Origin of the sequence: Cysteiniphilum sp. 19S12-1, assembly GCF_052030685.1 — a bacterium.
Lineage (GTDB): Bacteria > Pseudomonadota > Gammaproteobacteria > Francisellales > Francisellaceae > Caedibacter.
In genome coordinates, this window is record NZ_JBQAJM010000006.1 from 70,759 (window position 1) to 86,604 (window position 15,846).

Below are 15,846 nucleotides of genomic sequence, written 5' to 3' on the forward strand. Positions count from 1 at the left end.
TTAATTTTGCAGACCATCTGAACTCTGCTGATCTTGCTGATTCTCTGCGCCTTCTATATCTTGCTTAGTTTGTACATCATCAGCCTCCGCTTGGTCATTACTCGATGATAACGTTGTATTGTCTTGATCACTTTGCTTATTTTTATCCCTGTCATCTGTTTTATCAACTGCTTTGTTAGATGCCTTATCATTACTACTAGTATCTGTAGAATCTGCTGCTGTTGCGTTTGTTTTTGCTGCACTAGAGGCTTCAGTAGACTTTGCCGCATTAGCAGTGTCTGCCGTAGGCAAATATAAAGGTCCCATTTGCCCACAACCTACTAATAAGGTCATAGGAATAAGTAATGTAAATAGTTTTATAAATCTTTTTGTCATAATCCGCTTGGCGCTATGTAAATATTCGTTAAAATAATTCCCAACATAATAAGAAACATTATGCATGAAGCCAAATAGAATTATGGTTTTTCTGCGTTAATTTTGACATCTTTTACGAAGGAATATGTGTGATTAAAAAACTCTTACTTAGTATTGCCGCTCTTATTACGCTGTTAATTATATTAATATTGATCTGGTTGATATTTATTTTCAATCCCAATGACTATAAAAACTGGATTAATAACAAAATAAATAATGACCCCAATATCCACATTATACTTAATGGACCACTGGATTTCTCGCTAAAATCAATGCAACTTAATGCCAAAGAAGTCACCATTAATGCGCAAAATGGCACATTTAATAGTCACTGGCAAAACGCAACGATCAAGATTAATCCGCTAGACTTTTTCATTCATCCGAGCAATCCTTTTGAATCTTTGACACTACAAAACGGTGAGATTAGGGCTGCACACCAACAGTTTAAAGCCCCCCTTTTGAATATTATCGAAAAACATCAACGCTATAGCATCAGCACGGAGTTAACGAACGATATCAAGCAGTTAAATATTCAATTAACGCTAACCCCACACCCTAACAGCACTGAAATTACCGATTTAAGCATACAAACCACGCTTAATAGATTACCCGCTTGCCTTAAAGTGCCCAGTATTTATCTAAACAATAATAATATGCTCAACAATATTGATCATATTCGCCTGAAAATCAATGATCAGCTACTAATGGGTAATATTAGCCAAATCATACTCAAACCTAAGCTTTCGTTTAAAGGACAATTTACAGCGCCTCATCTTGCATTAGCGCAAATAATGAATCTTAATGGTTTCAAATTAGATTTAAATTCATTTGCACTTAATTTTGCTTTCTCACACAATGACTCAGCAGCAAAAGCAGACATTAATGTTAATGCCCAAAGTGCTAATCTTACTGGTATTGATCTTAATGCCATTGCTTCTTCAACGCACAATCTATTAAGTGCTGTTGATCAAGGTGACGGTATTGGTAGCGCCTTTCAAACATTGAAATCTCAGCTACTACCGCTTCTTGCTAAAGACAAACTCATTGCTGATCCAAAAAAAAGCACGCAATTAAAACAACTTAGCATTCAAAGCACTGTTGATAATAATCAACTTAAGACGACGGCTATTAAGTGGCAAGCCCCCGAATTTACGGTCACAGGCTATGGCCAAATCAATTTAAACACACACGAGTTAAACTATCCACTTTCGATTCATATTAAAGGCACCCCAAGCTTGACTATCCCATACAGCCTAAACTATCAAGACAAGCAATTTAGTGCTGCCATTAATCAAACTCAACTGCAAAAAAACTTACAACCTATTATTGAAAAGGCTCTGACAAATGCCTTAAATAATAAACTCGGTTCGTTCTTTAGGTAAGTGCATGAGTATAGATCTGGCAAGCTTAAAAGGCATTGGACAATCAACATTAGCAAAGCTTAATAAAGCTAACATTCATACGCTATGGGATTTATTACTCCATTTGCCCAAAGATTATCAAGATCGACGCACCATCACACCGATTGGACGTACCATCTCAGGACAAAAACAGCAAATATCTGGCGTTATTCGCCAAGTAAATATCAACGGCTTTGGCAAGAAGCATCTCAACTGCTATTTCTCTGATGACAGCGGCATGTGCAAAATGCATTTATTTAAGTTTTATCCCAATCAAACTAAGCTACTGCAAAAGGGTAAAATTATTCGCTGCTTTGGTGAGATCAATCATACCCATCACGGCATTGAAGTCATCCATCCTGAATGGCAAATTATCAATGATACAAATGAAGCATTAACTGGCGAGATCACTGCCATTTATCCAACAATTGAAGGTATAAGCTCGACAGTTATTCATAAACTGATAAGTCAAATTAGATCATCGATATCTTTTAAAGAACTGCTGCCTACTGAGATTTTGCAAGCCCGTGGCTTTATGGATATTAATAACGCTTTAATGGAGATTCATTTCCCACAAAACAATAACTTTGAGCAGTCGATTAAGCGCGTCACACACGCACGTTATCGCTTAGCGATTGAGGAAATGCTAGCACATAATCTTAATGCTAAAAAGGTACGCTTAACCAATCAATCGACACCATTTGCAAAGATAAAAATTAAGCCCAAATTACTTGATAAGTTCATTAATCAGTTGCCTTTTGCCCCAACCAAAGCCCAAGAGCGTGTTATTGCTGAGATTTTTGCTGACTTGGTCGAACCCAAACCATGCTCTCGCCTTATTCAAGGTGATGTCGGTTCAGGTAAAACCGTTGTTGCCGCTGCAAGCTTAATTCAATCTGCTGCCAATAATTTACAATCAGTGATGATGTCACCCACAGAGATTTTGGCAGAGCAACATTATCAAAACCTAAGTAACTGGCTTAGTACTTTCGATATCCCCGTTGTGTTTATCGCTCAAAAATTGACTGCAAAAGAACGTAAAAACGCGCTTGAGATAATAAATACACAACACAACTGTGTAATTGTTGGCACGCATGCAGTATTTCAACAAAATATTGATTATCCTAAACTTGGATTGGTGATCATTGATGAGCAACATCGTTTTGGCGTTGAGCAGCGCTTGGCATTAATTGATAAATCCGCTAATAATAACTGGCAGCCGCATCAAATTGTGATGACAGCAACCCCTATTCCACGAACATTGGCGATGACCATATATGGTGATCTTGATCTATCGATCATTGATGAGTTACCGCCTAATCGCAAACCAATCACGACCAGTGTGTTAAATCAAAATAAAAAGCAAGTGCTAATCAATAAACTTCAAGCACATATCAATGCCAATGGACAAGCCTATTGGGTGTGCCCTTTAATTGAATCATCCGAAGTGTTAGTGACATTGCAAGACGCTGAATCACTCTTTGAAACGATCAAAGAAATGCTACCAAGCGCACGCATTGGTCTTATTCACGGTAAGATGAAAGCACAAGAAAAGACACTTATTATGCAGCAGTTTAAAGCGCATGAATTAGATATATTGGTTGCAACCACTGTGATTGAAGTCGGTGTTGATGTGCCCAATGCCAATATTATGATTATCGATAATGCTGAGCGCTTAGGCTTATCACAACTGCATCAATTGCGTGGTCGCGTTGGACGCGGACACAAAGAAAGTAATTGTATTTTACTGTATCAATCCCCTTTATCACTCACTGCCAAAAAGCGTTTAGAGCTTATGCGCCAAACCCAAGATGGCTTTATCATTGCTGAGGAGGATTTGAAACTTAGGGGCTCAGGGGATATCTTTGGCAAAAACCAAACCGGTGATATTCAATTTAAGGTAGCGGATTTAAGTCAACATCAAAATCTATTTGATGAAGTTACCGCTATTGCTGATGATCTTATAAAGAAATATCCAAAAGCAATTGATCCGATTATAACGCGCTGGTTAGCTAAAGCCGATGAGTATATTAAAGCATAACAACATCCAGTTTTTAATTCGACCGACTAATAACGAATTTTCAAATTCAACCTGTACAATGTAAAACATGTGTCTTACAATAACACACAACATTCAAACATTTAGGTGGTCCAATGAATAAAGCAGCAACAATTAATGCGCGCATAGAACCAACACTTAAACATCAAGCAGAAACCATACTACATGATGTTGGCTTATCCACAGCTGAAGCTATTCGGCTTTTCTATACACAGATATGTCTGCATAAAGGGTTACCCTTTGAGGTTAAAATTCCAAACACCACAACACTTAACGCACTCAATGAACTTGAATCAGGTAAAGGACATCACTATAACTCTATGGATGACGTATGGAGTGATATAACAGGTGCTTAAACTTGAACTATCAACGCAATTCAAAAAAGACCTAAAAAAGATAATTAAACAAGGCAGAGATAAAAGCAAGCTTAATGCTGTGATCACCTCATTACAACATGAAACGCCACTAGCTAAAAAGTTTCGTGATCATGAGTTAGTTGGCAACTGGCGAGGCTACAGAGAGTGTCATATTACGCCTGATTGGTTGTTGATTTATAAAGTGCATGATGGAAATGTTAAACTTTTAAGGCTTGCTCGGACTGGTTCGCATGCTGAGTTATTCAAAAAGTAATTATACCTATTAACGAAACGCATGCCATATATGATCAGCAAGTTTAGGACTAATACCTTTGACCTTTGCGATCTCATCAATTGAAGCACGTGATAGCTCTTGCCAACCACCAAAGTGCCTCAAAAGTGCTTGTCGACGTTTGCTACCCACCCCTTCAATCGATTCAAGTATGGATTCAGTTTGGCGTTTTGCTAGTTTTTTGCGCTGCGCTTTGATGGCAAAATCATGTGCTGCATCACGAATTTGTCTTAACAACAAAAAGGCTAAATCATGCTCTGGCAAATGATACACTTCATCATCAAAACCTTGAAAAATATCCTCTTTACCACTGATTCGCTCAACACCCTTACCAAGGCTCAATAGTTTAATATTATGCTGCTGATTATATTGCAACAATATGTCTTCAACCTTTTTGATCTGCCCCTTGCCACCATCGATAATCATCACATCAGGCAGATTATTTGCCTCTATTCCTGATTCAACACGTCTTGTAACGGCTTGCGCAATCGCCGCATAATCATCTCCAGGGGTAATACCCTCAATATTATAACGTCGATGCGCAGATTTAAGCGCGCCATTTTGATCAAAGACAACACATGAAGCAGTTGTCGCTTCACCTTGATGGTGGCTAATATCAAAGCATTCAATGCGTTTAATCTCTGGGGTATCAAGCCACTTTGCCAAAGCTTCAAAACGTTTGACAAAATGCTGCCTAGATTGCAAATTCATCTGTAATTTTTGGCGCGCGTTGATTAAAGCAAGTTTCTGCCATTTGGCATTATCAGCTATCGCTTCTGTGATCCACTTAATATGTCGTTCAGCCTTTTGTGCAATACTTATAAGTAGCGACTCTGATATATTGATCTCCTTGGGCAAAATAACCTCTTCAGGCCAAATTGTTCGTGGTTCTGCCAAATAGTAATGTGATAAGAAAGCCTCTAAAATATCCGTCAACGTGCTGCCATTTTGACTAATAAACCAATGTTTATCATCTGCTACTTTACCTTGCTCAATATTGACCAATGTAATACAAACCTTATCGGCTTCTTGTAAAATACCCAGCACATGCAAACGTTTATTATTCAATTTATCCAAAAATTGCTGCTGCTGTAACTTGGTCAGTAGCGCTAATTGATCACGTAACTGCGCGGCAAGCTCAAAGTCTTCGTCATTGGCGGCATCTTGCATTTTTTGTGAGATTTCTTCCAATACAGGGGTAAGCTTGCCACGCATAAATTTCGCCAGAAGATCAACTTGCATTTTATAATCTTCAATGCTGATTTTACTAACACAAGGACCACTACAGCGCTTAATTTGATACTGCAAACAAGGACGTGAGCGATGGTTAAAATAACTATCCTCACATTGCCTGATAGGAAAAAGCTTTTGCAGTAAAATCAATGTTTCTTTCATTGATGATAATGAGACAAAGGGTCCAAAAAACTGCCCTGCCTTGCGCGGCTTGCCACGAAAACCAGACAACCTTGGAAATAGATGATCACTTAGATGCAGATATGGGTAACTTTTATCATCTTTAAATAGAATATTATATTTAGGTTTATGCTTTTTAATTAGTGCACTTTCTAATAAGAAAGCATCATAATCACTAGGTGTCACCGTGACATCAATAAATGCGACTTGCTCAACTAAAGTCTGTGTTTTGATGTCTTTAGCACCTTTTTTAAAGTAACTATTAACACGTTTATAGAGATTTTTGGCTTTACCAATATATAAGATTGTATGCGCTTTATCATACATGCGATAAACGCCAGGATGCGTTGTTAAATGTTTTAAAAAGGAATCTAGATCAAATACTTGATTAGCATTTTCAGAATTATCTGGATGAAACATATAATGATAGATAAGAGGAAATTAAAAGGGATTATTCTTTGTTACTCTCAAGGTCAATCAACTTATGCCTAATTGCCAGATGCGTTAATTCAACATCACTATCAATATCTAGCTTCTCAAATAAGCGATAGCGATAACTGTTAACCGTTTTTGGACTCAAGCATAGCTGATCTGCTACTTCATTGACTTTTTGACCACTTGTGATCATGATTAAGACTTGCATTTCCCGCTCTGATAACACATCAAATGGTGATTCATCATCATGACTTAAATGTTTTAAAGCAAGTTGTTGCGCAACTTCAGGTGATAAATAACGTCTTCCGGCATACACTGTTTTGATCGCTTGAATCATCTCATCGATGCTAACCCCTTTAGTCATATACCCAGAAGCGCCTGCTTGTAATACGCGTGTTGGATAAGGTTCTTCACCATAAACAGTCACAACCAAAATTTTAATCTGCGGATAGGTCTTGGCAATGCGTTTTGTTGCCTCCAAACCGCCCATACCAGGCATTTTAACATCCATCAAAATGACATCCGGTAACAGTTTAGAAGTTAACGTAATTGCCTCCTCACCACTGGCTGCTTCACCGACAATCTCAATATTATGGACATCACTGAGCAGCTTCTTAATCCCTAATCTTACCAAATCATGATCATCAACCAAAAGCACTCTTATCATTACCTTGCTCCCATGTTTTAGGTCACCTCTTAAGGAAATACGCCTATCTACTTTGTGCTTTAGCTTAAACGTTTTAAGTCAAAAGCTTAAAGCCGACATTGATTAATACGCATACTCACTTGTGAGACTTTGACCATAGTATAGCGCAAAATTCCCAATGTTGCTGTAGCAATTTGAGCTTATTTTACTTGTATTTCTGCCTTTTGTTTGTAAGATAAGGCATTTGTGAGATGACAGTCACCCTCAATGATTACAAATAGTAATGATTTACAACACATTATGCCACTACTTATGGCAGAACCAATGATTGCAGTAGACACTGAGTTTTATTGGCGTAACACCTATTATCCTGAATTATGCCTTATTCAAATTGCCACAATCGATCATATCTATTTGATCGATGCTTTATCAGCTGACATTAACTTACAATTACTCAATCCGCTGTTTGCAAATAAGCACATACTGAAAATCATGCATGCATCTGAAAATGACATCAAGATTTTGAGACATTACTTACATTGTGAGTTTAACGGCATATTCGACACACAAGTTGCCATGGCATTTCTAGGTCATGATCATCAATTATCACTGAGTAACACGCTAACTCATTTAGGATTTGATGATTTAAACAAAGATGAGAAAATGTCTGACTGGCGTAAACGCCCTTTATCTAGTGCACAAATAGCCTATGCCACATCCGATGTTATCTCTTTAATTCAATGTCAACAATTACTAACCGATAAGCTTAAATACACGCCATGGCTTAAGGCTTTTGAAGAAGAAATGCATTTCATCCAAAAGACGCATTTCAATAACACACAGGATGCGCCCTTAAAATTTAAGCATCACCTTGCACGCTTAAATGCATCTGCCCGCACACATTTAATCCAATTATCAATTTGGCGCGAAGCCTATGCACAAAATAGAAACTGGGTGACGCGTTATGTGCTTTCAGATCAAGAGCTTGTCAACTTAGCTAAATTCAGTCCTCCTGATATACAGACTATTATTGATAGGCATATTCTATCGCACAAGAAAGTGCAGCGCTTTGGAGATCAAATCATCCAAGTACTACAATCAACCGATTTTGACTATGAGAGCAGTCTTGTCGAACGCACTCGTATAAAGATTAATAAAGATCTATTACAATTATGCTTTGAGCATCTCACTGAGGCCGCTGAAAAACAACAACTGCCAATGGCATTGATCTCATCAAAGCAAGAGTTAAAACATTTTCTTTATCAGAAGCTGATTAATCCTAAACATATAGGAGCCAATAAACTAAATAATGGATGGCGCCTACAGTTTTTTGGTCAAATGATTGCTGATTACGCATATCAGCAATGTGCAGTATTAGGACTTCCTTACAATAAAAACCTTGACGAATTAAAATGATATTCTACGCTTAGAAGTGCCCCGCACTATTCAATGAACTAAGGAGAATATTTATGAAAAAATTAGCTTTTTTATTGTTTGTTCCAACAAGCTTTTTCTTTGCCAGTACTAGCGTTCATGCTGCCACAGAGAGCAAAGCATCCACACCTGATATTCAATTAAACTGTAATGGTTCAGCGTTAACCTTGGGGCAAAGTCAAGCCGAAATCACTAAAACCTGTGGTGAGGCTAGCTATACTAGAAACTCTAAGAAATATAATAATACAACGCTATTTTATAAAACACCTGAAGCAACTGCTTCCATCGAAAACAAAACCAAACTTAAATTTGTTAATGATAAATTAGTTGAAATTTCTTATGAACGCGAAAACAAACAGTTTGACGATTAATCAGAGCTTATAAAATCAACCCAATACGTTTAGCAACCGTTTTATAGTGACCAATCACATCACCTAGATCTTGACGAAAACGATCTTTATCAAACACCTCTTTTGTTTCTTTATCCCACAATCGACAACCATCTGGACTGAACTCATCCCCTAATAGGATCTCATTTTTAAATCGTCCAAACTCAAGCTTATAATCAACTAGCAATAAACCTGCATCATCAAAAACGTTAGATAAAATATCATTTACTTTGAAAGTAGCTTCACGCATAAACTTAATCTCTGACGCAGTTGCCCAATTAAAGCTTAAAATATGTGATGTATTAATCATTGGATCACCCAATGCATCATCTTTTAAAAAGAATTCAAACACCGGCTTCTCAAATTTCATGCCTTTTTCCAGACCTAAGCGTTTGCAAATTCCACCGGCTGCATAATTACGCACAACACATTCAACAGGGATCATTTCAAGGCGCTTCATCAAACTTTCATTATCGTTTAACGTTTTGACAAAGTGCGTTTTAACCCCTTCTTGTTCAAGTTTTTGCATAATATAAGCATTAAAAAGATTATTAACACGCCCCTTGTCTGTTAACGCTTCTTTTTTAACACCATTAAATGCTGTGGCATCATCACGATATTCAATAATAACATGATCGGCATCATCACTTTGGTAAACAGACTTGGCCTTTCCTTGGTATATCAACTCTTTAACCATTTTCATTATCCTCTTCTTACTTTCTAGCTATTTAGGTGTTATTTAAGCGGGATGTGCGATGCAATTGCCGCTAAAATTGGCTTTGCCTTATCCACTGGAATCAACACTTGTTTGGTATCAAACAATGAAACTCTTAACTGGTGTTGCTCTTCTCTGAAGAAATTACGCCAATTACTCATATCACTAAAGATCGAGCCGTTTTGTGTATATGGGTACAGATACAACAAATAGCTTTGATCTTTGTTATCTTCAAACAGAATAGTCTGTTCTTTAGCATCATAGGCAACGTACTTATAGCCTGCTGCTTTTAACGCGCTTTCCAAGGTCTTTCTTGCTGATTTCTCATCACCAACAAATACAATAGAGGCAACCTTATCCTTAGTATAAAGCTGGAACTTCAAACCACTCTCACTATTGATAAAGCCAAATTGGGCTTTAACCAAAGTTTCCTCAGTGACTTTTTGACCTTCTATTGATTTTTGAATTTGCTCAACGATGCTAGTTGCTTCTTTGGTAACTGCTGGCTTTTCATCCATTGTGAATAAAGATAACTCAGCGCGTCTAAATTCATTTTTAACGTGCGCAATAAATACATAATAAGACTCACCAGAAGCTTTGTCTTTGATCACAAAGCGGCTATTCTCTTTATCTGTTTTTTCAATTGCCACATTAGACAGCTTATCTTTTAGTGCAGACTCTACAATCATCCATGTCACCGCATGTGGTTCGTAAATGACTAATTTAGCTTGATTGTCTTTATCATAATTTAATTTCGCTGTCACAACATAAAGCTGCTTTTGCTCAACTGCACTCACATCATAATTCGATGTGAAATTAGGTGGTAACATCGCATTTTGTGCCTGAGACAGTTGATTCTTTGTAAAGCTCGTTTGCCCTTCTGGAATCACCAATGCTGGATGGATATTAGGATCTGTTGAGACGGACTTTGGTACTTCCAATGGTTTGTTTTGTTCAACGGGTTGACGCGCGTAATCAAAATCACGATTACGGAAAAAATGACTGGTTGACGAGCACCCCGCCAACGTGCTGATACTTAAAATTGCAAGTGTACATGCAGTGATTTTATTAAATTTCATGACTACTTTACTTGGAAAAAGGTAACGTCATTATACACAAGCAAAGCCTAAATACGCATAGGATTTTAGCGCAAAAGTTCTAGTTATTTAAAAAACTAATATCCCTATTAGGAATACTAATTTCCACTGGTGATCAAAAAACGGTAAATTTCTTCCTGCAACACAAACACAAGGAGAAAAAAATGAAAAAACTAAGCCTACTAATCGCAAGCTCTTTATTCATATCAACAAGCGCTTTTGCTGCAACAAATGTAACATCTGATGATGTTGCCAATGCCGTAACACATGTCAACGATGTCAGCTTTTCAGACCAAGAAGGCACTGAAAACATTCAACAGCTTAAGAAATTAGTACAAAATGCCAAAGCAAAAAACTATATTGCCTCTGTTGTCAACACAGCCAATTTAGTTTCAATCGTTGTACCACAATATCAAGCATTCACAAAATCAACAGACTTGAATGAAGCATACACCAGTTTTTTCGTTGGTTTTAATGATGCGCTTCAAGATACTATTACTGCATATCCTAAACTAGATATCATGGATCAATACTTAACAGAGGCACATAAGCAATTACAGTTAACCTGGGATCACCGTGTTACTTTCTTAAACGGTGAGTCAGGCGAGCAAGAAGCTTATGCGTTTAATTATTTATTAAATTACCTGACGGTCAATGGTGTTAATGTCTTACAAAAAGGTAAAAGCATTGATGAAACCAAAGCTTTTTACGTAAAACTAAACAAGCAAGGTTATAGCATTCCAATGAGTGCTTTTGATATTTACTATAAAGCACGTGATATGGCAATTGACGCGGTTTACGGCATCAATAAAGACATGGTTATTTCAGTCTTACAAAATGTACAAAATAACGCCAAAGTTCAACAATTATCTGAAACAACTAACGATATTAATGTCGCTATTAATGATTTCTTGAACTTAAGCTACAGCTTTAAGTTTTTAGGTAAAACCATTGAAATTAAATTAATCCCTAAACAGCTGCAGGATATGGTGAAAAGTGCATTACAAAAATCTGGTTTTAACGATACGACAAGTGCATTGAACTTCCTATTAGCCACAACAACAGACGGTCAAACAAATATTCCAGTAGCTGCAGATTATAACAACATCAAAAATGCACAAGATGATAATATGTTTGCACGTTTAATGGTTACCTTGTCAATGATGCTTGCACAAAACATCAATGCTAATACGCAAGATCAACAGTTTCATATTACTGATGAGCAAGCTTATTATGTGATTACTTACCAACTTGCAGAATTAGTTAATAAAAATCTAGCATAAGTAAAAACATTCACTGAAAACTCAAAACATCCTTCGACATTTGATCTGTTTTTCAGTATAAATAAGCGCATAAAAAAATGCGCTAGTGATAAGCTTATGATCAAAAAACAACGCAATATACTAGCCGCTTGGATTTGTTTTCTTGGCGGCTTTTTTGTGCTTTACCAATTCCTACTGCAAGGCTCAACCAGTTTAATGGTGCCAACATTAATGCGTGATTTATGCATTAACCTCACTGAAATCGGCTTTTTATCTTCTGCGTTTTTCTATCCTTATATTCTTTTGCAAATTCCATCTGGCTTTATCATTGATAAATTCGGCCCTAAGAAAACCTTATTTATTGGTGCGCTTATCTTAGGTTTGAGCACATTAGGATTCGCTTTTTCTGAAGGCTTTGCCACTGCTAATATCTCTCGAATCATTATGGGTATTGCAAGTGCGCCAGGCGTTGCATGCGCTATGTATCTTGCTGCACGTTGGTTTCCCAAGAAATTCACTATTGTCGCAGGCTTGATTGAAATGATGGGGATGCTTGGAGGTGCTGCAGGTGATTATTTTCTTGAGCATGCGATAAATGGTTATGGCTGGCGCACCGCGATGATTATTTGCGCTATTATCGGCTTGGTTCTTGCTGCTTTGATTTTGATTTTCGTCAAGGGAAATGCCCATGAATGCTGTGAAGTTGACAAACAAAGCAACTGCCAAACACATACCTTAAAGCACTTCATGGCACTATTAAAGAATGCTGATGTATGGCGCTATAGCCTATTTGGCGGTTTGATTTTCACCATTATCAGCGCCTTTGCATCTCTTTGGAGTATTGGCTTTATCCAAGTGCTTTATCCTGAGCAAAGCAGTCAGGCATCGCATGCTACAGCACTTATTTTTATTGGTGCCGCCTTAGGTGCTGCATCTAGTGGCTGGCTTGCTAACAAAATTCGCTGTATCCATGTTATGCAGTTATTTAGCCTTATTGCCCTGAGTAGCTTTATCGTCCTTTTATATATTGCCATTCCCTTTTATCTTGGCAATATTTTGCTTTTCCTAATGGGCTTTGGTTCAGGTGCCTATATTCTGCCATTTGGCTCAATAGAGAAATTATCGCACCCTGATGCTCAAGGCATGGCAATGGGCTTTACCAATATGATTATTATTGGTCTAGGTGGTCCCATACTGCAACCTTTCATCGGTTGGATTTTAAGTTGGTATCAATCAGCTTATCAATGTAGCGCTAACACCTTAGGTGGGTTTCAAACCGCCTTACTACCTATCTTAATCGGGTTAATTATTGCCGTTGTCCTAAGCTTTATTCCGGCAAAGTCGACAAACGTTTGCAATTAGTTTCTTTGACAGTCAACAAACCAATGACAAAAGCAATGGCAAAAAACAAAGTACAACCAATAGTAAGTGCAACTTGATAGCCATGAACACTAATACTCTCGCCATTTTTAGAAAATTGATTGAGCACAATACCTGTGACATTTTGCGCAGCCCAAGCCCCTAATAGCACAAACATATTATTAAATCCCACAGCAGTTGCCGTTAATGAGGTAGGTACATTTTCAATCATAATGGCAAAAGATAAGGTTTGTGCACCCGCTGCCACACCAAGCAAAAACATTAAGATTGAAAATATCACATAGCTATCAACAGCCAACCAATTAAGTAACAAGCTAATAACCACACCAAATACAGCACATGCTAAAAGCACTTGCTTGCGTCTGCCGAGCTTATCTGATAATAGTCCGATCAATGGACTGCCCAAACCCAGACCAAGCCACACAAATGATACGGCACTTGCAGATATTGTTTGACTAAAAAAATGCTGCAGATAACCAACACCGCTCATTGAACCAATCACTTCAACTGCTGGATAAACAAAAAAAGCAAAGATTGCAATTAACCACACCTGCTTTATTTTGATCAACATCACAAGTTTTTGTTTAACTGTTAATGCACTCTTGCTACTTACTTCCGTCTTATCCTCTTGATGTTTAGACTTATCTCTAACAAATAAAAAGAAAAACAACGCCAAAATACATCCAGCAACAAATACGCCATGAAAGATTAGTCGCCAGTCATTATCCGTGATAACAAGCATGAGCACAAAAGGGGCTCCCGCTAAAATCGGTCCAATCATTCCAAGTATTTGCGTCATACCACCCATTACGCCAAGATGCTGATGCGGAAACCAATCAAGAATAATTTTAAACATCATTGCAAAAGCAAAAGCAGATCCCAAACCAATGGCAAAACGCCCAACCCAAGCAATAATTGCCGTTGTCGCAAAGCTAAATAATAAAGCGCCAAGTGCGGTAACAATAATCGCAAAAGTACCAACCTTGCGCACGCCAAAATGATCAATCAGTATCCCCACTGGCAATTGCATCAAGGAATATGCCAAAAAATATGCCGATGAAATACTACTGACCGTTAATGCATCTAGATGCAGATCATGGGCGAAGATCGCATTCATTGAGCCAAATGAAGCGCGACAGAAAAACTCATACAAAAAGAAAATGCCCGCTAATGAGAAAAAAAGCCAGCCTTTGAGAAGTTTACGTGAAAAAAGATTGGATTGTGCTAATGATGGCATGTGATGATTTTTTAGATTTAAAGTGTCTTTAAATTACCACAGCTAACGAGATAAAAAAATATAATTAATGGATTTAAATCTCAATCAAACGATCACCTAATAATCGCTGTAAGTTACATCCTAAGGCAAGTCAAACAGGAAATATCACGCATGAGGGAATTTGGCTTCGACTAACGCTCAGCCAACGTTAGTTAGTTTTAGATCAACTCTTTTGGCCAATCATCAACGATCGTACCCAATGAGTAACCATAAGAAGATAATTTTTCTTTAATCTCATTTAATGATTTACGACCAAAGTTTGGTGTTTTCATTAGCTCAGACTCAGTACGCTGCACCAATTCACCGATGTAACGAATATTCTCTGATTTTAAGCAATTTGCTGAACGCACCGTCAAATCTAGCTCCTCAACTGTTTTCAATAAGAACGGATCAATCTGTGGCTCTTCTTCAACATATAAGCGCTCTGCCAATTCGTCTTCATCAACGATATTCGACATTTGTGTTTTAATTTTTTGTGCTGCCAAACTCAACGCTTCAGACGGTGTTAAGCTACCATCTGTTTTAATCTCAAGAATCAACTTATCTAAGTCTGTCTTTTGCGCAACACGCGCGTTTTCAACATTATAGCTGCAACTTACAATAGGTGAATAAGACGCATCCAACACAAACCAGCCATCAGCAAAAGCTTCTTCTGCAGCAACATAGCCAACACCAAGTTCAATCTGTCCATCGATTGATAGTTTTTCTTTGCCTTCATATTGGCAAATATAAACATCAGGATTTAAAATCTCCACTCCTTCAGAGACTGTTAAATCTGCTGCGTAAATATCTTTCGCCTTACCTGAGAGTTTAATCGCAATCTCTGCTGATTTATGTTCAGGTGAAAGCTTAAACTCAATAGCTTGCAAGTTAAGTAAGATCTCTTCGATTGTTTCAACCGTTGGCAACTGAACAGAAAGATCATCACCATCATTGAACTTAACACGTGTTAACGCAGTCCCTGCCAATGCATTAGCTAAAATCTGCTTTAATGAGAATCCAAGCGTGTAGCCAAAGCCACGCTCTAAAGGTTCCAAAATAATCTTTGCTTCTTTGTCATTTTTCTCAAGATTATTCACTGTTGTCGGATGTAGCAAATGCTCTAGTGCCATCGTTTTATATACCCTTTTGTTTATATATTACATCTCAATGCTTTTTAATCGCCTGACTATTCAAGCATTAACTCGCACGATTTGATAAATACGGATGTCGAAATTTCGCAGCATTCTATCAAATTTTTTCTAAAAAACCTAAAAGAAATTGACATTTGATTAGATT

General features: G+C 37.5%; 15 protein-coding genes. 8 read left to right on the top strand and 7 right to left on the bottom strand.

Going from position 1 to position 15,846, the window contains the following annotated elements; all coding sequences use genetic code 11:
• Positions 1 to 375 (bottom strand): LPS translocon maturation chaperone LptM, encoded by a 375-nt coding sequence (lptM, locus tag ACTS4L_RS03225; RefSeq protein ID WP_440615228.1) that lies wholly within the window; start codon positions 373 to 375, stop codon positions 1 to 3.
• A 128-nt stretch (positions 376 to 503) separates the two neighbouring features.
• On the opposite strand from lptM, the gene ACTS4L_RS03230 reads away from it, so the two are divergent.
• The 4 genes from ACTS4L_RS03230 (at position 504) to ACTS4L_RS03245 (ending at position 4,503) form a co-directional block, all read left to right on the top strand.
• Positions 504 to 1,796, top strand: a complete 1,293-nt coding sequence (locus ACTS4L_RS03230; protein WP_440615229.1) for a hypothetical protein — start codon at positions 504 to 506, stop codon at positions 1,794 to 1,796.
• 4 nt (positions 1,797 to 1,800) lie between these two features.
• Positions 1,801 to 3,855, top strand: a complete 2,055-nt coding sequence (gene recG, locus ACTS4L_RS03235) for an ATP-dependent DNA helicase RecG (RefSeq protein ID WP_440615230.1) — start codon at positions 1,801 to 1,803, stop codon at positions 3,853 to 3,855.
• Positions 3,856 to 3,968: 113 nt separating this feature from the next.
• The gene (locus tag ACTS4L_RS03240; RefSeq protein WP_440615231.1) at positions 3,969 to 4,229 is read left to right on the top strand and encodes a type II toxin-antitoxin system RelB/DinJ family antitoxin; all 261 of its coding nucleotides are present in this window, start codon (positions 3,969 to 3,971) and stop codon (positions 4,227 to 4,229) included.
• A complete protein-coding gene (locus ACTS4L_RS03245; RefSeq protein ID WP_440615232.1) occupies positions 4,222 to 4,503 on the top strand; it encodes a type II toxin-antitoxin system YafQ family toxin in 282 nt (93 codons plus the stop codon). The genes ACTS4L_RS03240 and ACTS4L_RS03245 overlap by 8 nt, the downstream gene beginning before the upstream one ends.
• A 9-nt stretch (positions 4,504 to 4,512) precedes the next feature.
• Here ACTS4L_RS03245 and uvrC read toward each other — a convergent pair whose 3' ends face one another.
• Both uvrC and uvrY read right to left on the bottom strand, forming a co-directional pair.
• On the bottom strand, positions 4,513 to 6,354 hold the full coding sequence (gene uvrC, locus ACTS4L_RS03250) for an excinuclease ABC subunit UvrC (RefSeq protein WP_440615233.1): 1,842 nt from the start codon (positions 6,352 to 6,354) through the stop codon (positions 4,513 to 4,515).
• Between the two features lie 31 nt (positions 6,355 to 6,385).
• On the bottom strand, positions 6,386 to 7,036 hold the full coding sequence (gene uvrY, locus ACTS4L_RS03255) for a UvrY/SirA/GacA family response regulator transcription factor (protein WP_440615234.1): 651 nt from the start codon (positions 7,034 to 7,036) through the stop codon (positions 6,386 to 6,388).
• A 246-nt stretch (positions 7,037 to 7,282) separates the two neighbouring features.
• Between uvrY and ACTS4L_RS03260 the strand changes: the two genes are divergently transcribed.
• Together ACTS4L_RS03260 and ACTS4L_RS03265 are read left to right on the top strand one after the other, a co-directional pair.
• A complete protein-coding gene (locus ACTS4L_RS03260; protein ID WP_440615235.1) occupies positions 7,283 to 8,431 on the top strand; it encodes a ribonuclease D in 1,149 nt (382 codons plus the stop codon).
• 53 nt (positions 8,432 to 8,484) lie between these two features.
• On the top strand, positions 8,485 to 8,820 hold the full coding sequence (locus ACTS4L_RS03265) for a hypothetical protein (RefSeq protein WP_440615236.1): 336 nt from the start codon (positions 8,485 to 8,487) through the stop codon (positions 8,818 to 8,820).
• Between the two features lie 7 nt (positions 8,821 to 8,827).
• On the opposite strand, the gene purC is transcribed toward ACTS4L_RS03265, so the two are convergent.
• Both purC and ACTS4L_RS03275 read right to left on the bottom strand, forming a co-directional pair.
• Positions 8,828 to 9,541 (bottom strand): phosphoribosylaminoimidazolesuccinocarboxamide synthase, encoded by a 714-nt coding sequence (purC, locus tag ACTS4L_RS03270; RefSeq protein WP_440615237.1) that lies wholly within the window; start codon positions 9,539 to 9,541, stop codon positions 8,828 to 8,830.
• A gap of 32 nt (positions 9,542 to 9,573) precedes the next feature.
• A complete protein-coding gene (locus ACTS4L_RS03275) occupies positions 9,574 to 10,632 on the bottom strand; it encodes a hypothetical protein (protein ID WP_440615238.1) in 1,059 nt (352 codons plus the stop codon).
• Between the two features lie 182 nt (positions 10,633 to 10,814).
• On the opposite strand from ACTS4L_RS03275, the gene ACTS4L_RS03280 reads away from it, so the two are divergent.
• Together ACTS4L_RS03280 and ACTS4L_RS03285 are read left to right on the top strand one after the other, a co-directional pair.
• The gene (locus ACTS4L_RS03280) at positions 10,815 to 11,933 is read left to right on the top strand and encodes a hypothetical protein (protein ID WP_440615239.1); all 1,119 of its coding nucleotides are present in this window, start codon (positions 10,815 to 10,817) and stop codon (positions 11,931 to 11,933) included.
• A gap of 96 nt (positions 11,934 to 12,029) precedes the next feature.
• Positions 12,030 to 13,274, top strand: a complete 1,245-nt coding sequence (locus ACTS4L_RS03285; protein WP_440615240.1) for an MFS transporter — start codon at positions 12,030 to 12,032, stop codon at positions 13,272 to 13,274.
• On the opposite strand, the gene ACTS4L_RS03290 is transcribed toward ACTS4L_RS03285, so the two are convergent.
• Complete coding sequence (locus ACTS4L_RS03290) at positions 13,240 to 14,529, bottom strand: MFS transporter (RefSeq protein WP_440615241.1); 1,290 nt, start codon at positions 14,527 to 14,529, stop codon at positions 13,240 to 13,242. The genes ACTS4L_RS03285 and ACTS4L_RS03290 overlap by 35 nt on opposite strands.
• 197 nt (positions 14,530 to 14,726) lie before the next feature.
• Positions 14,727 to 15,680 carry a DNA-directed RNA polymerase subunit alpha gene (locus ACTS4L_RS03295; RefSeq protein ID WP_440615242.1) on the bottom strand — a complete coding sequence of 318 codons (954 nt, stop codon included), beginning with the start codon at positions 15,678 to 15,680 and terminating at the stop codon, positions 14,727 to 14,729.
• Positions 15,681 to 15,846 lie beyond the last annotated feature (166 nt).

What these genes read in the sequence shown, in the direction of transcription:
- purC (WP_440615237.1), bottom strand. Translation starts at nt 9,541, where the DNA reads ATGAAAATGGTTAAAGAGTTGATATACCAAGGAAAGGCCAAGTCTGTT.
- ACTS4L_RS03295 (WP_440615242.1), bottom strand. Translation starts at nt 15,680, where the DNA reads ATGGCACTAGAGCATTTGCTACATCCGACAACAGTGAATAATCTTGAG.
- ACTS4L_RS03240 (WP_440615231.1), top strand. Translation starts at nt 3,969, where the DNA reads ATGAATAAAGCAGCAACAATTAATGCGCGCATAGAACCAACACTTAAA.
- uvrY (WP_440615234.1), bottom strand. Translation starts at nt 7,036, where the DNA reads ATGATAAGAGTGCTTTTGGTTGATGATCATGATTTGGTAAGATTAGGG.
- lptM (WP_440615228.1), bottom strand. Translation starts at nt 375, where the DNA reads ATGACAAAAAGATTTATAAAACTATTTACATTACTTATTCCTATGACC.
- recG (WP_440615230.1), top strand. Translation starts at nt 1,801, where the DNA reads ATGAGTATAGATCTGGCAAGCTTAAAAGGCATTGGACAATCAACATTA.
- ACTS4L_RS03285 (WP_440615240.1), top strand. Translation starts at nt 12,030, where the DNA reads ATGATCAAAAAACAACGCAATATACTAGCCGCTTGGATTTGTTTTCTT.
- ACTS4L_RS03265 (WP_440615236.1), top strand. Translation starts at nt 8,485, where the DNA reads ATGAAAAAATTAGCTTTTTTATTGTTTGTTCCAACAAGCTTTTTCTTT.
- ACTS4L_RS03260 (WP_440615235.1), top strand. Translation starts at nt 7,283, where the DNA reads ATGATTACAAATAGTAATGATTTACAACACATTATGCCACTACTTATG.
- ACTS4L_RS03280 (WP_440615239.1), top strand. Translation starts at nt 10,815, where the DNA reads ATGAAAAAACTAAGCCTACTAATCGCAAGCTCTTTATTCATATCAACA.
- ACTS4L_RS03290 (WP_440615241.1), bottom strand. Translation starts at nt 14,529, where the DNA reads ATGCCATCATTAGCACAATCCAATCTTTTTTCACGTAAACTTCTCAAA.
- uvrC (WP_440615233.1), bottom strand. Translation starts at nt 6,354, where the DNA reads ATGTTTCATCCAGATAATTCTGAAAATGCTAATCAAGTATTTGATCTA.
- ACTS4L_RS03275 (WP_440615238.1), bottom strand. Translation starts at nt 10,632, where the DNA reads ATGAAATTTAATAAAATCACTGCATGTACACTTGCAATTTTAAGTATC.